The 18,861-nt window shown below is 67.8% G+C and carries 11 protein-coding genes; 5 read left to right on the top strand and 6 right to left on the bottom strand.

Going from position 1 to position 18,861, the window contains the following annotated elements:
- Nucleotides 1–331: 331 nt before the first annotated feature.
- The 5 genes from AAHK21_RS23330 to AAHK21_RS23310 form a co-directional block, all read right to left on the bottom strand.
- A complete protein-coding gene (locus tag AAHK21_RS23330) occupies nucleotides 332–1,627 on the bottom strand; it encodes a histidine decarboxylase (RefSeq protein WP_367858476.1) in 1,296 nt (431 codons plus the stop codon).
- Nucleotides 1,628–1,708: 81 nt separating this feature from the next.
- Nucleotides 1,709–2,491 (bottom strand): 2,3-dihydro-2,3-dihydroxybenzoate dehydrogenase, encoded by a 783-nt coding sequence (gene dhbA / locus AAHK21_RS23325; protein WP_367858475.1) that lies wholly within the window; start codon nucleotides 2,489–2,491, stop codon nucleotides 1,709–1,711.
- Nucleotides 2,458–3,324: an isochorismatase gene (locus AAHK21_RS23320; RefSeq protein ID WP_023632374.1), complete on the bottom strand. Its 867-nt coding sequence runs from the start codon at nucleotides 3,322–3,324 to the stop codon at nucleotides 2,458–2,460. The genes dhbA and AAHK21_RS23320 overlap by 34 nt, the downstream gene beginning before the upstream one ends.
- 17 nt (nucleotides 3,325–3,341) lie before the next feature.
- The gene (locus AAHK21_RS23315; protein WP_367858474.1) at nucleotides 3,342–4,943 is read right to left on the bottom strand and encodes a (2,3-dihydroxybenzoyl)adenylate synthase; all 1,602 of its coding nucleotides are present in this window, start codon (nucleotides 4,941–4,943) and stop codon (nucleotides 3,342–3,344) included.
- Nucleotides 4,944–4,969: 26 nt separating this feature from the next.
- Entirely contained in the window at nucleotides 4,970–6,142 is a 1,173-nt protein-coding gene (locus tag AAHK21_RS23310; protein WP_367858473.1) for an isochorismate synthase MenF, read from the bottom strand.
- A 128-nt stretch (nucleotides 6,143–6,270) separates the two neighbouring features.
- Between AAHK21_RS23310 and AAHK21_RS23305 the strand changes: the two genes are divergently transcribed.
- Nucleotides 6,271–10,563, top strand: coding sequence for an amino acid adenylation domain-containing protein (locus tag AAHK21_RS23305; protein WP_367858472.1), 4,293 nt, complete (start codon nucleotides 6,271–6,273; stop codon nucleotides 10,561–10,563).
- A gap of 75 nt (nucleotides 10,564–10,638) precedes the next feature.
- Nucleotides 10,639–11,958, top strand: coding sequence for a putative histamine N-monooxygenase (gene basC, locus AAHK21_RS23300; protein ID WP_367858471.1), 1,320 nt, complete (start codon nucleotides 10,639–10,641; stop codon nucleotides 11,956–11,958).
- Nucleotides 11,959–12,333: 375 nt separating this feature from the next.
- Here basC and AAHK21_RS23295 read toward each other — a convergent pair whose 3' ends face one another.
- Nucleotides 12,334–14,439, bottom strand: a complete 2,106-nt coding sequence (locus AAHK21_RS23295) for a condensation domain-containing protein (RefSeq protein WP_367858470.1) — start codon at nucleotides 14,437–14,439, stop codon at nucleotides 12,334–12,336.
- A 218-nt stretch (nucleotides 14,440–14,657) separates the two neighbouring features.
- Here AAHK21_RS23295 and AAHK21_RS23290 point away from each other — a divergent pair, with 218 nt between their 5' ends.
- The 3 genes from AAHK21_RS23290 (at nucleotide 14,658) to AAHK21_RS23280 (ending at nucleotide 18,856) form a co-directional block, all read left to right on the top strand.
- A complete protein-coding gene (locus AAHK21_RS23290; RefSeq protein WP_046855607.1) occupies nucleotides 14,658–15,176 on the top strand; it encodes a sigma-70 family RNA polymerase sigma factor in 519 nt (172 codons plus the stop codon).
- 120 nt (nucleotides 15,177–15,296) lie between these two features.
- Nucleotides 15,297–17,084: an ABC transporter ATP-binding protein gene (locus AAHK21_RS23285; protein ID WP_367858469.1), complete on the top strand. Its 1,788-nt coding sequence runs from the start codon at nucleotides 15,297–15,299 to the stop codon at nucleotides 17,082–17,084.
- Between the two features lie 2 nt (nucleotides 17,085–17,086).
- On the top strand, nucleotides 17,087–18,856 hold the full coding sequence (locus tag AAHK21_RS23280) for an ABC transporter ATP-binding protein (protein ID WP_367858468.1): 1,770 nt from the start codon (nucleotides 17,087–17,089) through the stop codon (nucleotides 18,854–18,856).
- Nucleotides 18,857–18,861: the final 5 nt, after the last annotated feature.

The raw sequence follows: 18,861 nt of genomic DNA, 5'->3' as shown, positions 1-18,861 counted from the left end.
GGTTGACGGCGAAGCAGGCGGGGGCGAGCAAAAGGCAAGGCAGGGCGGGTTTGAACGGAGCGTCATCCGTGAGCATGGCCATTACGCAACTCCTGTACATGGCGGGGTTCTTGTCCGAGGCAAACAGAAATCCTTCCCGTTGCCAGGAAACGGACTATAGAGCCACGCCATGGGCTGTCAAACGCACACGGAGGGTCGCCTGCGCGGTGGCCTGTGCGGGGCGGCCAAGGGGCGGATCAGCCCGCCCCCGGTTTTTCGGCACGCCAGCTTCCAGGGGCGCGCGTTGTAGGCACAGGCTTACATGCAAACGCCCGTAATGACGACTCGGCGTTCAGCTATCGCTGCCCTTGGGATGGGCGATGATGCGTTGCGGTTCGGCTTTTCTCAGGCCCGGCGCAGGCACCCGCCGAGGCTGGCTGGCAGTGCTGTAGACCTGGGTGCGAGTGGCCAGCCCATCTACCAGAGCGCCTTGCAATGGTTGCCTGGTCGGTGGCTTGCCACGGGCCTTGAGATCGGCGATCACCTCGTCGACCAAGGCATCGATCTGCGTGCTGTCCCGATGGTGGGCGGTGGTGATCAGGTGCGCGGTGTCGCCCGAAGTGGCCAGGCAATGGCGTTTCCATACGTTGGCCGAGGGGCAGGGGAACACCACGGTGATCGAGTTGGGATTGCGCCAGGCGTCGATCCCCGCCGCCCGCAGTCGGTCCACCGCATGCTGGGCCAGGTCCAGGCAGCGCTGGATACGTTCACGCCAGTCGTCCATGGAGCGGCTGCGCAGGGCGGCCCACATCATCAGTGGCGTGTGGCCGTTGCGCGAGCCGCTGATGGTCTGGTCGCGGGCGCTGATGTAGTCGACCTCCACCGAGATGCGTTCGACGTTGGCGCGACGGGCCACGACGATGCCGCAGGGCATCGGCGAGCCGATCATCTTGTGCCCCGAGACGCAGATCGAGTCGATGCCGTCGGCGAACGAGTAGGGTTCGGGAGCCTCGACGAAGGGCAGGATCATGCCGCTGAGTGCCGCATCGGCATGCAGGTAGTAGTCCTCCCGGCGGATGCCGGCCTGGGCCAGGCGCTGCTGGATGACGGCGATGTTGTCAGTGGCGCCGCGCAGGGTGGTGCCGATGTTGGCGAAGATGATCGGGTGGCGCTCGCCGTCGGCCGCGATCCGTGCGACCAGGTCGTCGTAGTCCATCTCGCCGTTGGCCTGGGACGCCACCACCTGGGCCTTGATGCGCAGCAGGCGGACGATCTTGGCCACCGAGTAGTGGGTGTCCTGGGAGTAGTAGAGCGTGGCGTCGGGGAACAGCTCGCGGGCCAGGTAGCAGCCGAACATGTTGCCTTCGGTGCCGCCGTTGGTGACGTAGCCCCAGCTGTCCTCGAAGGGGATGTGGAACAGTTCGGCGAAGAAGCGCATCACCTCGCGCTCGAAGTCGAAGGAATTGAGCAGGTAGTTGCTGTACTCGTTCCAGTCGCCGCAGTTGTTGATGGAAAAGCGCATGAAACGGTGCAGCAGGCTGTAGTCGAAGTCGGCGGATTCGGGGTAGCCGACATTGAAGTACTGGTGGGTGAGGCAGTAGCGCCAGAACGCCTCGAGACGTGTGTGGTCGGCAGGTGAGAATGTCATGTCCAGCTCCATGGAGCGCGCCCGGCCGACCAGGGCCGGGCGCGTTGCGGGTGAAAGTCCTTGTCGGTGGCCGTGTCGGGCTCAGGCGGCCAGGGTGGCGCCGCCGTCGACCACGATGTCCTGCAGGGTCACGTGGCCGGCCTGCTCGGAGGCGAGGAACAGCACCACATGAGCGATGTCGTCGGGCGTGGCGATCTTGCCCAGGGGCACGCCGAGCTTGAACTGCTGTGGCAGGCCGTCGATCAACTGCCGTTCTGCCGCCGGATCGCCCAGCATGCCGGCCAGCATCGGCGTGCGCGTCGAGCCCGGCGAGACCACGTTGCAGCGCACGCCATAGGGCGCAAGCTCCAGGCCCACGCAGTGGCTGAGGCTGACCAGCGCGGCCTTGGAGGCGCAGTAGGCGGCCATGTTCAGGCGCGGCACATGGGCGGCGTTGGAAGCGACGTTGACGATGGCGCCGCGGCGCTGGCGGCGGAACACCGGGGTCCACTGGCGCATCAGATAGAACGGCGCGCTGGCGTTGACGTCGAGGCAACGCTGCCAGTCATCGAAGGACACCTCGTCGCTGAGCCCGAGCCGCAGCACGCCGGCGACATTGACCAGCACATCGAGATACTGCGCCTGTTCCTTGAGCCGGTCGCAGACCCGTTGCACGTCGGCCGGGTCGGTCAGGTCGACATGCAGCAGCGGGAACGGCACGTCGGCTTCCTCGCAATCCAGGCCGATGACCTCGGCGCCTTCCTCGACAAAGCGCTGCGCCACGCAGCGGCCGATGCCGCTGGCGGCACCGGTGACCAGCACGCGCCGGCCAGTGAAGCGGGCCATGGCCATCAGGCGGCCCCCCGCGCTTGCACCAGCGACCACCAGCCATCCAGCGTCGGCGCGTTGGCCAGCTCCTCGAAGCTGACGGCGATGCCGCGCTGCTTGAGCTCGGCGGCCAGTTTCATCACCTGCAGCGAGTCGAGGCCGTAGAAGATCAGGCTTTCCTGGGGATCGAGCTCGCTGTCGTCCTCGATCATCTGCCGCACCCGGCCGTGCAGCCAGTCACGGGTGGTCACGCCCGCCGGCTGGGTCAGCAGGGTGGCGGTGTCGGTGACATGGCCGCAGCGGGTGGCGACGTACTTCAGGGCCAGGCGGTGCTCTTCCTCGGAGAAATCAGCCACCGCGTCACCCACCAGGAAGGCCTGGATATCGTTCATGAAGGCGTCGGCGGCGGTGATCATGCAGCCGATATGGGCGTACACGCCGCCGATCAGCAGTTGGTCCCGCTGCCAGCCGCGCATGCGTTCGAGCAGGTCGGAGCGCTGGAAGGCGCTGTAGCGCCACTTGGTCAGCACGGTATCGCCCGGCTGCGGTGAAAGCGCGTCGATGATCGGTTGCTGTTCGGGGCTGGCCGCGGGCAGCCCCGGGCCCCACATGGCGTTGAGCAGGGCGCGATCCTCGGGCGGCTGTTCATGGGGCTGGGCGGTGTAGACCACCGGGATGCCTTGCGCGCGAGCCCACTGGATCAGCCGCGACAGGTTGTCCACCAGCGCGGTGAGCAGGGCGCCGTCCGGCTGGTAGAAGCGCAGGAAGTAGCGCTGCATGTCGTGGATCAGCAGCACGGCGCGGGCCGGGTCGGGTTGCCAGGTGGTCTTGTTGGCCGGGTAGCTGGCCGGTTGCGGCATGGGATAGTCGTGGATGGTTGGAATGGTCATGTCGAGTCCTTGGACGGTCAGGCGGTCGGGGCGACGGCGAGCAGCGCGCGCAGTTGCTTCTTGTCGATCTTGCCCACCGCGGTCAGCGGCATGGCGTCGATCAGCCGGATCCGGTCCGGGAGCTTGTATTCGGCGATGCCCAGGCCCATCAGGTGGCGGCGCAGGGCAATCGGCTTGAGTTGCGGGTTGCGCGAGACGATGAAGGCGCAGCTCTTCTCGCCGAGCAGTTCGTCGGGCAGCGCCACCAGGGCGGCGTGGGTCACGTCGGGGTGCATGACGATCAGGTTCTCGATCTCCTCCGAGGCGACCTTCTCGCCGCCGCGGTTGATCTGGTCCTTGACCCGCCCGACGACCCGCAGGTTGCCGTCGGCGCTGCGCTGGACGATGTCGCCGGAGTGGTAGAAACCGTCCTGGTCGAACACCTGGGCGTTGTGCTCGGGGCTCTTGTAGTAGCCGCAGAAGGTATAGGGGCCACGGGTGGCGAGCATGCCCGGCTCGCCGTCGGCGACCGGCTGGCCCTGCTCGTCGAGGATGCGCACCTCGTCCAGCTCGCTGATCGGCCGGCCCTGGGTGGTGAATACCTGCTCGTCGCTGTCATCCAGGCGGGTGTAGTTGACCAGGCCCTCGGCCATGCCGAATACCTGCTGCAGCTTGCAGCCCAGCACCTCGGGAACCTGGCGCGCCAAGGCCTCGGCGAAACTGGCGCCACCGACCTGCAGCAGGCGCAGGCTGCGCAGCTTGGCGGCGTGCCCGGGGGCGGCCTGCAGCCACAGGGCCACGGCGCTGGGCACTAGGGCGGCCATGGTCACGGCGTGGCGCTCGATCAGGGCGAAGCAGTGCAACGGCTCCGGGTTGGCCGCCATGACGATGCAGCCGCCGGCGTGCAGCACGCCCAGGCCACCGGGGGAACTGAGGGTGTAGTTGTGCGCCGCCGGCAGCGCGCAGAGGAAGCGCGTGTCGCTGTCGAGGGCGCAGATCTGCGCGCTGGCCCGCACGCTGTAGGCGTAGTCGTTGTGGGTGCGCGGAATCAGTTTGGGGGTGCCGGTGCTGCCGCCGGACAGCTGGAACAACGCCACCTCGCCGGACGGGCTGGGCGCGTAGTGGGTGCCGCGCACATCGGCGCTGGCGCTCCAGTCGTCGAGGGCATCGAGCATCAGCGTCAGCTTCGGGCGCAGGCCTTCCTTGGCCAGGTCGTCGAGGAACGCGTCATTGCGGAATACCTCATGCTCCGCCGAAGCGATCAGCAGGGCCGGCTGGATCTGCCGGGCAAAGGCGCCCAGCTCGTGCTGGCGGTGGCTGTACAGCGCATTGACCGGGGCGATGCCGGCCTTGAGCAGGGCGAACAGCACGATGTAGAACTCGGCGACGTTGGGCAACTGCACCAGCGCAGTGTCGCCCTGGCCCAGGCCGTGGGCGGCCAGGCGCGATGCCAGGTTGGAGGCACGGCGGTCCAGTTCGCCGTAGCTGATGCGGCGTTCGCCGCAGAGGATCGCCGGGGCTTGCGGCTGCACGGCGGCGCGGGCGATCAGCAACTGGCTGAGCGTCTGGTCGTTCCAGTAGCCGGCGGCGCGATAGCGCTGCGCCCGGTCCGCGGGCCAGGGGGTGAATTCGATGGTCATGGGCATCTCGGAAAGCGGGTTTGAGGTCAATGGTCCAGGCCACAGGCACGCAGCATGGTGCCGAGCTTGGTCTGTACTTCGTTCCATTCGCTGTCGGGGCTGGAGGCCTCGACGATGCCGGCGCCGGCGAACAGGCGCACGCGCTGGCCGTTGAAGGTGCCGCAGCGGATGGTCACCACCCACTCGCCGTTGCCCTGGGCGTCGCACCAACCGACCATGCCGGTGAACAGGCCACGCTCGAAGGGCTCGACGAAGCGGATCAACTGCCGGGCGCGCTCGGTGGGGTAACCGCAGACCGCGGGGGTCGGGTGCAGGCGGCAGGCCAGTTGCAGGGCGTCGATATCGGCCGAGGCCAGTTCGCCCTCGATGCGCGTGGACAGGTGCCACAACGCGGCGGTGCTGATCAGCGAGGGCCGCTCGGGGACCTGCAGGCGGCTGCACAGCTCGCCGACGCGCTGGGCGATGTCCTCGGTGACCAGGCGGTGCTCGTAGTGGTCCTTCTCCGACGCCGCCAGCCATTGCGCATTGGCGCGGTCGGCCTCGGGGTCGGCCATGCGTCGCACGGAGCCGGCCAGAGGATTGCTGACGAAGGCGCTGCCTTGCTTGTGCACCAGCAGTTCCGGGCTCACCCCCAGCAGGGTGGAACCGTCGGCCAGGGGCACGCGGAAGTGATAGCCCTCGCGGTTCAGTGCCTTGAGGTTGGCCTGCACCTGGGCCGTGTCCACGGGCGCGGCAAAGTGCAGTTCGCGCTGCACCGAGAGCACGGCCTTGCGCACATCGCTGTGTTGGAAGTTGACGATGGCGTGACGCACGGCGCGCTTGAAACCGTGTTCGTCGGGGATGTTGGCCTGGCTGAGCAGAGCAGGCAGCGAGCCGGGCTGTACAGGAGCCGCGGCGCACGCCTGCCAGGTATAGGCCTCGGGCACGTACAGGCTGGAAGCCTGGGTGGTGTCGAAGGGGATCGCACCGACCACGATGGGATTTTCCTGCCCGGCCTGGCGGGCGCGTTCGAAGGCCTGGTCGATGCTGCGCCGCAGTGCGCCACCGGCCAAATGGCTGCCGTGGGCCGCGATGTCGATGCGTTCGCGCAGGCCGCTGACGCTCAGCTCGCGCTCGCCGGATGTGAATGAAAAGCTCGAATCCTCTTGGTTGAGCGGCATGGTGTCCCTGTCTTGCAAACGCAGGGTGCCTGTCTTCATGGGTTGCCTCCTTGGCGATGGGTGAGAAAGAAAACCTTGAAATATAATCATTCTCGTTAGTAAATATGAGGACGCGAAACACATGGATTTGTCAACTACGCGGGTAAGCGATGAGAGAGTTAACTTCGATGCAGGCCGCCTGTTGGATCGGGCGGGATGCACATGCGGCACTGGGTGGCGTCAGCGCGCACCTGTACGCCGAGTTCGATGGCCGGGCCATCGATGTGGCGCGCCTTGCCGGCGCACTTGAGGGGCTGTACCGGGCGCATCCGATGCTCAGCCTGCGCATCGACGGGCAGGGGCTGCAGGCCATCGACGAAGCACAGCGCGCCCATCTGGAGCTGGAGGATTTCAGCGATCTGGATGGTCCAGCCGTGGAGCGGCGCCTGCTGGAGAAACGTCGCCAGTGGAGCCACCAGCGCCTGGACCTGGGTGTAGGCCAGGGTGCGCGTTTCGGCCTGAGCCTGCTGCCGAGCAATGCGAGCCGGCTGCACGTGGACACCGACATGATCGCGGTGGACCCGTCGAGCTTCCGGGTGCTGATGGAAGACCTGGCCCGGCTGTACGATTCGCCTGAAAGCGTTCTGCCGACCACGCCAAACTACTTCGATTGGCTGGATCAGGTGCGTGCCGATGCCGACCTGCGTGCCGCCCGCAGCCGCGATCGCGCCTGGTGGCGAGCACGCCTGGCGCAGATCGCCCCGGCGCCCTCGTTGCCCTTGCTCCCTGCGGGGCCGGCACGCAGCGAGCGCTTTGCCGCTCGCCTTGAACCTGCGCAGTATCGTGCCTTGCAGCACGCGGCGCGCGCACAGCGGATCACCTCGTCGGCGTTGATGCTCGGGCTGTTCGCCACCGCCCTGGGTGAGCACACCGGCGATCGGCGCTTGCGCCTGAACGTCCCGGTGTTCTGGCGCGAACCGCTGCTGGAGCCTGTGCAACGCATCGTTGGCGAGTTCGCCAACCTGGTGCTGGTGGACGTCGACTTCACCGGTGTCGCCAGCCTTGCCGCGCTGTGCCGGGATCTGCATCGGCAACTGGTGGAGCGCCTGGCGCACAGCGCCTATCCGGGAGTGGACCTGATGCGCGACCTGTCGCGCCATCACGGTACGCCGCAACTGGCACCGGTGGTGTTCACCGCAGGGCTGGACCTGCCTGGCGGCGAGCTGTTCTCCGAGCGGGTGAACCGGGTGTTCGGGCCGATGGACTGGGTGATCTCCCAGGGCCCGCAGGTGGCCCTGGACGCACAGGTGGCGCGGGCCGACGGTGGCCTGCTGATCAATTGGGACGTGCGCCTGGACGCATTGCCCGCTGACTGGGTCCAGGCACTGTTCGAGCGCTTCATCGCCCTGGCTGTGGCGGTGGCTGCCGACACGGGCGCGCTGCACCAGCCATTGTCGATCGCGGCGAGCCGGGATCGACCACTGAACGCTCTGCAACAGGCTTACCTGCTGGGGCGTGGCGAGCATCTGCCGCTGGGCGGCGTGGCCATGCAGGAGTTCCGCGAGTATCGCGGGCGCATGGACCTGGCGCTGCTGCGCAGCCGCCTCACGGACATGGTGCGCCGCCACGACAGCCTGCGCACCCGTATCGATGCCCAGGCATTGACCCAGTCGATAAGTGATCAGGTGCAGGTCAACCTGGACGTGATCGACCTGCACGGGTTGACGGCCGAGCAGGCTCAGGCGCAGCTCGAAGTCCGTCGCGAGGATTATGCCCATGCGCTGTTCGACCTGGTCGGGCCGCCCTGGAGTGTCACCGCCTTCCAGTTGCCACAAGGCGAGTTGGTGGTGTTCGTGCGCTTCGATGCGCTGATTCTTGATGGACGCTCCATCGCGACCTTGATGGTCGAGTTGTTCGACGGCCACTGCCAGCCGCTGACGGCCAGCGAGCCGTCGAGGGCTGGCATCGACCAGAGCGAGGTTCGCAAGGCCGATGCCGAGTATTGGAAGGCAAAGCTGGCCGAGGTCGACGGTGCGCCAAGGCTGCCGTGGCGCCAAGCCTTGGACAAGGTCGGCGTGGCCCGATACGCCCGCCAGCGCCAGGTAATCTCCGCCCAAGCGTTTAAGGCATTGAGCCGCGCCGGTGCGCGTGAGGGGCTGTTCAAGAACTCGACGATCATGGCCGTGGTGCTGGAAGTGCTCGGCCACTGGCTCGACGAAGGCAGCCTGTGCGTGGCGGTGCCGGTGGCGCCGCCGCAGGACGGCGCATTTGCCAACCGCTCCAGCTTCATCGCCATCGATTGGCAGCGCGGCCTGCCCAGCCTGGCCGAGCGCGCCAAGCGCCTGCAGGCCGATGTGCTGGAAGGCTTGCAGCACCTGGCGTTCTCCGGCGTGGACCTGGCCCGCCTGCTGTACGACAGCAACGGCCCGGGCCCAGCGCTACCGGTGGTGCTGACCAACGGCCTGTCCTGGCCGGTGGGCGCGGTCGATGGCCCGATGTCCCTGAGCGCGGGCCTGACCCAGACGCCGCAGGTGGCCATGGACATCCGTTTCTGCAACACCGCCGAGGGCGGGCTGGCGTTCGAGATCGACTATGCCCGCGAAGCAGTCGATGGCCGCTGGGTCGGGCAGTTGCTCGCGGCCTTGAACCAGGCGGTGGCGCAATTGGCCGGTCAGGCTGCATTCGAAGTCCACGCACGGCAGTTCATCGACCTTGGCCACTACCGCCTGAACAGCAGCGAGGCGCGGGCCGAGCCGGTCGATTTCCTTGGGCGCATCGCCCACAACCTGTTCGGCCCGGACAATGGACGCATCGCCTTGCTGCATGGCGAGCGGCGCATCAGCTATGCCGAACTGGGGGAGGGTGTGAAGCGCATTGCCGGGGCATTCCAGGCCCGCGGGCTGCGCCCCGGCCAGGTGGTCGCCATTTGCCTGCCACGTGGCCCGGAGCACACCATGACGACCCTGGCCTGCGCCCTGAGCGGGCTGGTCTGGGTACCGATCGACGCGGCGGCGCCCGAGGAGCGCCTGCGCTATCTGCTGGACAACTGCCAGCCGGCATTGGTGGTCGACGCTGTCGCGCCACTGCTGGCCAGCCCTCCGGCAGGCCTGGACCTGACGGGGCTGGCGGCCTTGTCGGCGAGCACCGCGCGGGCCTACTACCTGTACACCTCCGGCACCACCGGCAAGCCCAAGTGCGTGGTGCTGAACAACCGCGCCACCGCCAATGTCATCGGCAGCACGTTGGCGCAGTGGCAGGTCAGCCGCGACGATGTGTTCATCTCGGTGACCCCGCTGCACCACGACATGTCGCTGTTCGACGTGTTCGGCAGCCTGTGCGCCGGGGCGGCGCTGGTGCTGCCCGAGCCCGGCGAGGAAAAGGATGCGCTGCGTTGGAACCAGTTGGTCAGGCAGCACGGCGTGAGCCTCTGGTGCTCGGTGCCGGCCATCCTCGAAATGCTCCTGGCCTGCCGTCAGGGTGATGGTCTGCGCAGCCTGCGCCTGCTGGCCCAGGGCGGCGACTACATCAAGCCGGCGGTGATCGCCGAACTACGCGAGCAACTGCCCGAGGCGCGGCTGGTGTCCCTGGGTGGCCCGACCGAGACCACCATCTGGAGCATCTGGCACGAAATCGGTGCACAGGACCGCGCCAGGGTGCCCTATGGCCGGCCACTGCCGGGCAACCGCTACTGGCTGCTGGACGAGCACGGCGCGCATTGCCCGCAGGGCGTCGCCGGGCGTATCCACACCAGTGGGGTGGGCTTGGCCTTGGGCTACCTGGAGGACGGCGAGCTGGTGCAGAACGACTTCGTCAACGTGCTCGACGAGCACGGCGCACCAGTGCGTGCCTTCCGTACCGGTGACCGTGGCCGCTACCGCGAGGACGGCGTGCTGCTGTTCGACAGCCGGGTCAATGGCTATGTGAAGGTGCGCGGCGTGCGGGTGTCGCTGCCGGACATCGAGATCGAGCTGATCCGCCATCCGGCGGTGCAGCAGGTGCTGGTGGTGGACTATGGCGACACGCAACAGGGCGAGGCCTGCATCGGCGCGCTGTATGTAAGGCGCCATGCTGCGCCGCCCGGCGCCGTGGCGTTGCGCGAGCATGCCCGGGCCCTGCTGCCGCAGTCCCATGTGCCCACGCGGTTCGTCGAGGTCGACGCCTTGCCGTTGACCGCCAACGGCAAGCCGGACCGCAGGCTCGCCCGCGTCTTGCTTGAAGGTGACACCGGGCAGGCGCCGATACCGGCGGCTGTGCCCAGCGACCCGCAGCGTCATGCCCAGGTGCTGGCGATCTACCAGCAGGTGCTCGGCGCCACCCAGCCTGCCAGGGACTTTCTGGCCATGGGCCTGCGGCCGCAGCACCTCAAACCGTTGGCGGCGCGCCTGGGCGAAGCCTTCGCGGTGCGCCTGTCGCCCGCGCAGTTGCTGCCGTGCCGCACGGTGGAAGAGGTCGAGCGCCTGCTCGTCACCGCCCCCGTGTGAAACCACCGGCCTGAATCAATCGCCCTGGGCCTGGCCCGGGGCGCCAATCATCGTTCTTGGGAAATTATCGAGCATATGGACATCGCACACCTGGATATCGCCGGCATCGGCATCGGACCGTTCAACCTGGGCCTGGCCGCGCTGCTGTCACGCCATCCGCACCTGAGCTGCGCGTTCCTCGAGCGCAAGGCGCAGTTCCGCTGGCACGAGGGCCTGCTGCTGCCCGGCACCACCTTGCAGGTGCCGTTCCTGGCCGACCTGGTGACCCTGGCCGACCCGTGTCACCCGCTGAGCTACCTCAATTACCTGCACCAGCACGACCGCCTGTTCCAGTTCTACTACTACGACCACTTCCAGGTGCCCCGGCGCGAGTACGACCACTATTGCCGCTGGGCGGCGGGCCAACTGCCGGACTGCCATTTCGGCGAGGAGGTCACGGGCGTGCGCTACGACAATGCCAGCGAGCGTTTCGTCATCGACAGCGTGTCGGTGTCGGGCCTGGAGCGGCGCTACAGCAGTCGCGACCTGGCCATCGGCCTCGGTACCCGGCCATGGTTGCCGGCCTGGGCGCAAACCCGCACCCAGGCGCCGTTGCTGCACTCGGCGGAGTTCGGCAAGCGTCAGGGCGAGCTGGAGCAGTGCCGGCGCGTGGTGGTGGTCGGCTCCGGACAGAGCGCCGCGGAGTGCGTGCTGGCGCTGTTCAACGCACTGACCCCGGAGCAGGTGGAGGCGGGGGCGTCGATCCACTGGATCACCCGCTCGGGAGGCTTCCACCCCATGGAGTACTCCAAGCTCGGCCAGGAGTGTTTCACCCCGGCGTACATGAACTACTTCCACACCCTGGCGCGGGACAAACGCCGGGAGATCGTCGCCCAGCAGGGCCTGTTGTACAAAGGCATCAGCTTCTCGACCATCGGCGCGATCTACGACCTGATCTACGAACGCTCCATCGGCGGGCGCGAGCCTGGGCTGACGCTGCTGTCCAGCTGTGACGTGGAGACGGTCGAGGACCTGGGCTCGGCGGGGCTGCGCATGACCTTCCGGCATAGCCAGCTGGAGCAACGGGCAACGCTGGAAGCCGACGCGATCGTCGCGGCGACCGGCTATGCCCATGCCTGGCCGCAGTGGTTCGAGCAGCTCAAGGGTTCGGTGCTGGCCACCGACGCGCACGGCGACTGCATCGTCGGCGAGGGCTTCACCGCGCAGCGTTGCGATGGCGGCAGTGGCCGCGTGTTCGTGCAGAACGCCGAGATCTTCCAGCATGGCGTCGGCTCGCCAGACCTGGGGCTGGGGCCGGTGCGCAATGCGGTGATCGTCAACCAGTTGCTGGGCCGGGCGCAGTACCGGGTGCCGCAGCGCTCGTCGTTCCAGCGCTATGGGTTGCCGGAGGGGTGATTGGCGTTTGGGCTGCGAGGTGTTCGCCGGGAGGGATGTTGCGCCTATGAAATCGAGCGCCGCCCGCGCGGCGCATCGCTGGCAAGCCAGCTCCCACATCTATTTCGGGCCAGTCTGTCCTGTGAAGTTGTCGCTGTCCGCCTTGGTGCATGTCTTGAGACAAGTGGGACGCCAGTGATGCCCACGCTGAGACCGTGTCGTACCCACAAGGCGTACAGCCGCGGCGGCGCAGGCATAACTGGCCCGAAATAGATGTGGGAGCTGGCTTGCCAGCGATGCGCCGCGCGGGCGGCGCTCGATCTTGAGGGCGCTGAACTTCTTTCGCCGAACACATAGCAGGCGACGCTCAGTCCCAGAAGCGCCGCCCACCTTGAACTACAAAACCACCGCAGCCAAAGCCCTCCGGCCGCCATCCGCCTCGGCCAACACACCGAACGCCGTCGAAATCATCGCGCACAGGCGCTCGACCTGAGCACTGCTGTAGCGATCGCTGCGGTAGGTGATCACCAGGCGCAGCGAGCGCTGGCCATCGAACACATCTTCCATGATCTCGAACTGCAGGCCAAACATCGACTCGCTCTTGTCCGGGTCGATCTGCTTGTAGCGGATAGCCCGGCCATCGGGTGCCTGCAACGTGCCATTGAGGGCGTTGTTGGCGTGGATCTGCACATACACATCGAACATCAGGCCCTCGGCGGGGGTCATGCCCAGCGCCTGCTGGATGGTCTCCATGGGCACGTCGGCATAGGCCATCGAGTCGTTGATCATCCGCGTCACCTCGCCCAGCAACCCGGCCAGCGACTGTTCGGGGGCGAACTGCACGCGGTGGGCGACCATGGTGGTGAAGTAGCCGACGGTGTCGAAATACGCAGGGTCGGTGCGCCCGGACGCCGAGGTGCCGATCACCAGGTCCGAGAGGTTGCCGAGCTTGTGCAGCGACAGGGCGATGGCGGTGTAGATCACGCTGAACAGTGACGACTGGTGTTGCCGGGCACTGGCGCCCAGTTGTTCCAGCATGCCGGGTTCGGGACGCAGCTCCAGCCAGCGCGCACGTGTGGTCGCCTGGTCGGCGGGCAGCAGCGTGGCGTCATCGCAGGCGGGCAGGGCGAGACCGCGGGTGGCGTCGTGCAGCAGCTCGGTCCAGTACGCCAGGTGGCGTGGATTCGGGCCCTGGGCACTCTGGGTCAGGGCGAATTCGTGGAAGGTGCGCGCCGCCGCGGGCCATTGCGGCGCCCGGTCCTGGGCGCGGGCCAGGTAGGCCTCGGCCAGTTCGGCCATGATCACGTTCAGCGACCACTCGTCGATGGCCATGTGGTGGACCAGGAACGACAGCACCTGGTGGCCACTGTGCGGGTCACGCAGGATGCGTAGCCTGAGTGGCAGTTCGCGGGCCAGGTCGAAGCGGTGCTTCGCCTCGCTGGCCAGGCTCGCGCCAGCGCATTCGGCGCTGTTCCAGAACCACTTGAAACGGCCCAGCTCGGCCAGCGGCACGATGCGCTGGCAGGCGTCGTCGCCCTCGCCATGGTAAGTGGTGCGCAGGCTGGCATGGCGCTCCAGCAGGTCGGTGAAGGCCTGCTGCAGCAGCGCTTCGTCCACCGGGTCGTGGAAGTCCAGGGCAAAGGGCAGGTTGAAGATGGTGCCGTAGTCGAAGGCCGCGCAGGCGCGCCACAACGACGCCTGGGCCAGGGCCATCGGCGCTTGCTGGATATCCCTGGCCTGATCGCTGGCCTGGCTGGCTTGCCCTTGGCTCAGCTTGGCGCGGCTGGCCAGCGCCGATGCGCTGGGCGAGGCGAAGAAGTCGCTGAAGCGCAGTTCGATGCCATGCTCGCCCTGCAAGCGCCCGATGATCCGGGTGGCCAGCAGCGAGTGGCCGCCCATGTCGAAAAAGTCATCGTCCAGTGTCATGCCAGGCTCCGCCAATGCCTGGCGGAACGCGTCGAGGATGCGTTGCGCGATGTCCGTCGAGGGCGCCTGCGACAACGGTTCGAGCACCAGTGGCTGGTCGCCGGCCTTAGCGTCATAGGCGGCTCGGATGCGTTCGAGCAGGGCTTGCGGCGACTGACGCAGCACCGCATGGCAGAGCAGACCGAGCGCAGCCTGGTGATCGCCGGCCAGCAGCAGGGCCTCGAATGGCGGTTGCGTGGTGGAATCCCAGGGCGCCGCCTGGCGCGCCCGCAGCAGGGCGTCCAGACCCTCGGCCGCGCTCCGTTCGATACGCAGGCACGGGTACCAGCCGGGTTCCTGGGTCTTGTACAGGTCGCCGTCGTCGCTGAAGTGGTAGCGGCTGTTCAGGCCCGGCGTGGCTTCGACCACCGCCTGCACGGCCAGGGCCAGCAGCGACAGGTCGGCCGTGGGCCCAAGGCGCCAGGCGCCCAGTTGCCGGTGCAGCTGCTCGGGTTGCTGTTGCTGGGCGAACCAGGCGAGTTCTTCGTGTTCATCCAGCGCCTGGGGCGAGGGTAGGGTGGTGTTGCGTTCCAACATGGTTAGCTTCCTGCTGTTCGATCGATCAAGGCCCGCGTCGGCCTTCACTGCCATCCGTGGATCGCGGTGAGTGGCCGCGCAGAGGGTTCGCACCACCGGGGTGCATTGCGTGAATCCCGAGGATTCGTTATGGTGAGAAAGATGCAAATAATTATCATCTAGATTGGCGCACGTCAAAGGAAGCCGTCTGGAATGCACCACGCTCAGGGAGAGGTACCGTGGACAACGGAACGTTCGCGCTTCGTCAACAGCTGCAACAGCTGTATCAGGATCATCACGGCTGGTTGTGCGAGCTGCTGCGCCGCAAGCTGGGCAACGCGGTGGACGCGGCGGACCTGGCCCACGATATCTACCTGCACCTGATGAACAAGGGCCAGGTGCCGACGGCGGAACAATCGCGCTGCCACCTGACGCAGATCGCCAACGGCAAGGTCATCGACCTGTACCGCCGCCGCCAACGTGAAACCCGCTACCTTGAGGACCATGGCCTGCAGCCCGAGCCGCGGGTGCCGTCGGAAGAGGCGCGGGCGCTGGTGGTCGAGGCCCTGGGCGCGATCGACAGCGCCCTGCAACGGCATTCGCCCAAGGCCCGCCAGGCCCTGCTGCTGTGCCGGCTCGACGGCATGGCCCATCGCGCCATCGCCGCCGAGTTGCGGGTGTCGGTGTCCTCGGTCGAGAAGTACATCGCCGCCGGCGTGCGCACCTGCAGGCGCTACCGCATCGGCAGTGGCGCCTGAGTGTGGGCATTGTTTTTTACGGGTTTGCCCGCCTCGTGCGGAATACAGGTTGAGAAGGACTGGCGGGCTGGGCGCCCAAGTGGCTGCCCGGCCTGCTCTTCGTGCTGAAAAGGAGCATTCATGAGTGTTGAACAAGGGGTGGCGGTGCAGCAGCCCGCCAAGGGGCCGGTCGCCGCAGTGCTGGCACCGATTCGTGGGCGCTTGATCGTCGCCGGGTTGTTCGCCGCGCTGGGCGCCATGCTCAGCCTGGCGCCCCTGGCCGCGATCGCCGAGGTCGCCCGGCTGGCGTTCGCCGAAGGGCAGGGCGTCGCGCAGGCCTGGCCGGTGATCGTGCTGGGGCTGGGCTGCCTGTTCGTCGGCATGGCCCTGATTTCGCTGGGCGACCTGGTGGCCCACCTGGCTGACAACCACATCACCGGCACCCTGCGCCTGGCAATCATCCGCCGCCTGGCACGGGTACCGCTGGGCTGGTTCACCAGCCGCGCCTCCGGCGAGGTGAAGCAGGCCATGCAGGACGATATCGGCATCCTGCACAGCCTCACCGCGCACTTCTACACCACCCTCGGACGCAGCGCCGGGGCGGTGCTGGCGTCGATCGTCTACCTGTTCGCCATGGACTGGCGCATGGCGCTGGTGTCGATGCTGCCGTTCCCGCTGTTCTTCCTGTTCTTCGCCCGTGCCCACCAGGCCAGCGCCCGCAACATGCAGGCCTTCGGCGCCGGCATGGGGCGGATCAACCAGGCGGTGGTCGAGTTCGTCAACGGCATCCCGGTGGTCAAGGCCTTCGGCGGGCAGCGCAAGGCCCATGGCAGCTACCGCGAGGCGGTGGACGCCTTCGCCGCGGCCTTCACCGACTTCACCCGGCCGCTGGTCAGCGCCATGGCCAACGCCAATGCGATGATCGCGCCGGTATCGGTACTGGGCGTGGTGCTGGCGTTCGGCACGCTGTTCGTCGGCCTGGGCTGGATCACCCCGGTGCAGGTGCTGCCGTTCGCCCTGGTGGCGCCGGGCATCTGTGCGCCGCTGCTGTTGCTGGCCTATATCACCCACGACCTGAACAACGCCACCGGTGCCGCCCAGCGCGTGCAGGCGCTGCTGAACACGGCGGTGCTGGAGACCGACGGCCAGGGCGCCGGCAAACTGCCGACCGATGCGCGCATCGAGGTGCAGGGCCTGGGCTATCACTACGACCCGCGCAATCCGGTGCTGAGCGAGGTGTCGTTCACCCTAGAACCGGGCACGGTAACAGCGGTGGTCGGCGCCTCGGGCGCCGGCAAGTCGACCCTGGCGCGCCTGCTGCTGCGCTTCTTCGACCCCAGTGCCGGGCGTATCACCCTGGGCGGCGTCGACCTGCGACAGATCGACAGCGCGCAACTGTACCGGCGCATCGGCTTTGTCCTGCAGGACGTGCGCCTGATCCATGCCAGTGTGCGCGAGAACATTGCCCTGGGCCGGCCTTCGGCGAGCCAGGAGCAGATCGAGGCGGCGGCGCGGATTGCCAATATCCACGAGCGCATCCTCGCCCAGCCGCGCGGCTACGACGCGGTGATCGGCGAGGACGTGCAGTTCTCCGGCGGCGAGCTGCAACGGCTGAGCATTGCCCGCGCGGTGCTGCTCGACCCGCCGGTGCTGGTGCTCGACGAGGCCACCGCGGCGGCCGACGCCGAGAACGAAGTCAAGCTGCAACAGGCGCTGTCGCGCTTCGCCCGGGGGCGCACGCTGCTGGTGATCGCCCATCGCCTGGACACGGTGATGCACGCCGACCAGATCCTGGTGCTGGACCAGGGCACCGTCGCCGAGCGCGGCAATCACGACGAACTGCTGGCCCGTCGCGGGCTGTATGCCCGCTTGTGGGCCGCCGGCGGCTATGCGAAGACGCGGGCGACCGCGCAGGTGGAGGAGCACTGATCATGTTGGGGACTTTCGTTCGACTGCTCGGCGACGACGCCGTGTTCCTGCGCCGCTACATCCGCCTGGCGCTGGTGTATGGCGTGCTGTGCGGGCTGACCATCGTCACCCTGGTGCCGATCCTGCGCCACCTGCTGGGCAATCAGCTGGAGGCCGCCGGCCAGTGGCTGGCGCTGCTGGCCTTGGGCGTAGTGGTGTGCTGGTACCTGCGGCGCCGGGTGGAGAAGGCCGGCATCGCCGTGGGCATTGCCGTGCTGCGCGGTGGCCGCCAGCGCCTGGGCGAGCATGTCGGCACGCTGCCGGTGGGCTGGTTCAATGCCGCCAACACCGCGCGCCTGAGCCATGTCACCACCCAGGGCATGATGGAGATCGCGCAACTGCCGGCCCATGTGTTCACGCCGCTGTTCACCGGGGTGGTGACGCCGCTGGTGATCCTCGTTGCGCTGTTGCTGGTCGACCTGCGCCTGGGCCTGGTGGCCCTGGTCAGCCTGCCGCTGCTGGCCCTGGTGATGCTGGCGACAATGCGCCTTGGCCAGCGCGCCGACCAGCGCTACCAGCGCGACACCGCGCAGACCAGCCAGCGCATGGTCGAGTTCGCCCAGGCGCAGTCGGTGCTGCGTGCCTTCAATGGCGAACAGGGCGGAACGCGCTTCCTGGAGCAGGCCGTGGCCCAGCAACAACAGGCGGCGCGCAAGCTGATCCAGCTGTCGGCGCTGTCGTCGGTGCTCAACGTCTGGGCGGTGCAGGCCAGCTTCGCCGCGTTGCTGGTGGTCGCCACGCTGTGGCTCGGCGAGCAGGCCGGCGCGGGCTTCGACAACGCAACGCTGATCGCCACCCTGGTCGCGCTGGTGCTGGCGACCCGTTTCATCGACCCGCTGCTGGATGTGGCCGGCTACAGCGAGGTGCTGCGCGGCACCCGCGGCCAGTTGCAGGCGGTGGCCGAGCTGCTGGCCGTCGAGCCGCTGCCCGAGCCCGCCGCACCGCAGGCGCCGGCCGACGGCTCGGTGCAGCTGGAGCAGGTCGGATTCCGCTACGGCGACGACCAGCCAGAGGTGCTGCGCGAGGTCAGCCTGGACATCGCGCCCGGCAGCATGACGGCGCTGGTCGGTGCATCGGGTTCGGGCAAGACTACCCTGGTGCGCCTGATCGCCCGTTTCTTCGACGTCACCCAGGGCCGGGTCAAGGTCGGCGGGGTGGATGTGCGGCAGATGTCCGCCGAACAGCTGGCCGGGCAGATCAGTCAGATCTTCCAGGACGCCTACCTGTTCCAGGGCAGCATCGCCGACAACATTCGCCTGGGCAAACCCGACACCAGCGAGGCCGAAGTGCTCGAGGCGGCGCGGCTGGCCGGGGTGCAGGAGATCCTCGAACGTCTGCCCGAAGGCTTGCACACGCCGGTGGGCGAGGGCGGTGCGCGTCTGTCCGGCGGCGAACGCCAGCGCATCTCGATTGCCCGCGCGCTGATCAAGGACGCGCCAATCCTGCTGATCGACGAGGCCACCGCGGCGCTGGACGCCGAGAACCAGGCGGCCATCGCCGAAGCGCTGGCGCGGTTGCGCGGCAAGCGCACGCTGATCGTCATTGCCCACCAGCTGTCGACGGTGGCCATGGCCGACCAGATCGTGGTGCTGGACGAAGGGCGTATCCGCGAACAGGGCGCCCATGCCCAGCTGGCTGCCGAAGGTGGCTTGTACGCGCACTTCCTCGAGCAACGCAGGGCCGCCAAGGGCTGGCGCATCGGTGAGGCCGCAGGCGATGGAGTGACCGCTTGAGTCGG

The organism is Pseudomonas sp. TE50-2 (assembly GCF_040813665.1).
In the GTDB taxonomy this organism is placed as follows: Bacteria; Pseudomonadota; Gammaproteobacteria; order Pseudomonadales; family Pseudomonadaceae; genus Aquipseudomonas; species Aquipseudomonas soli.
Note: the sequence above shows the minus strand (reverse complement) of the source record. Positions and strands in the feature narration are given on the sequence as shown.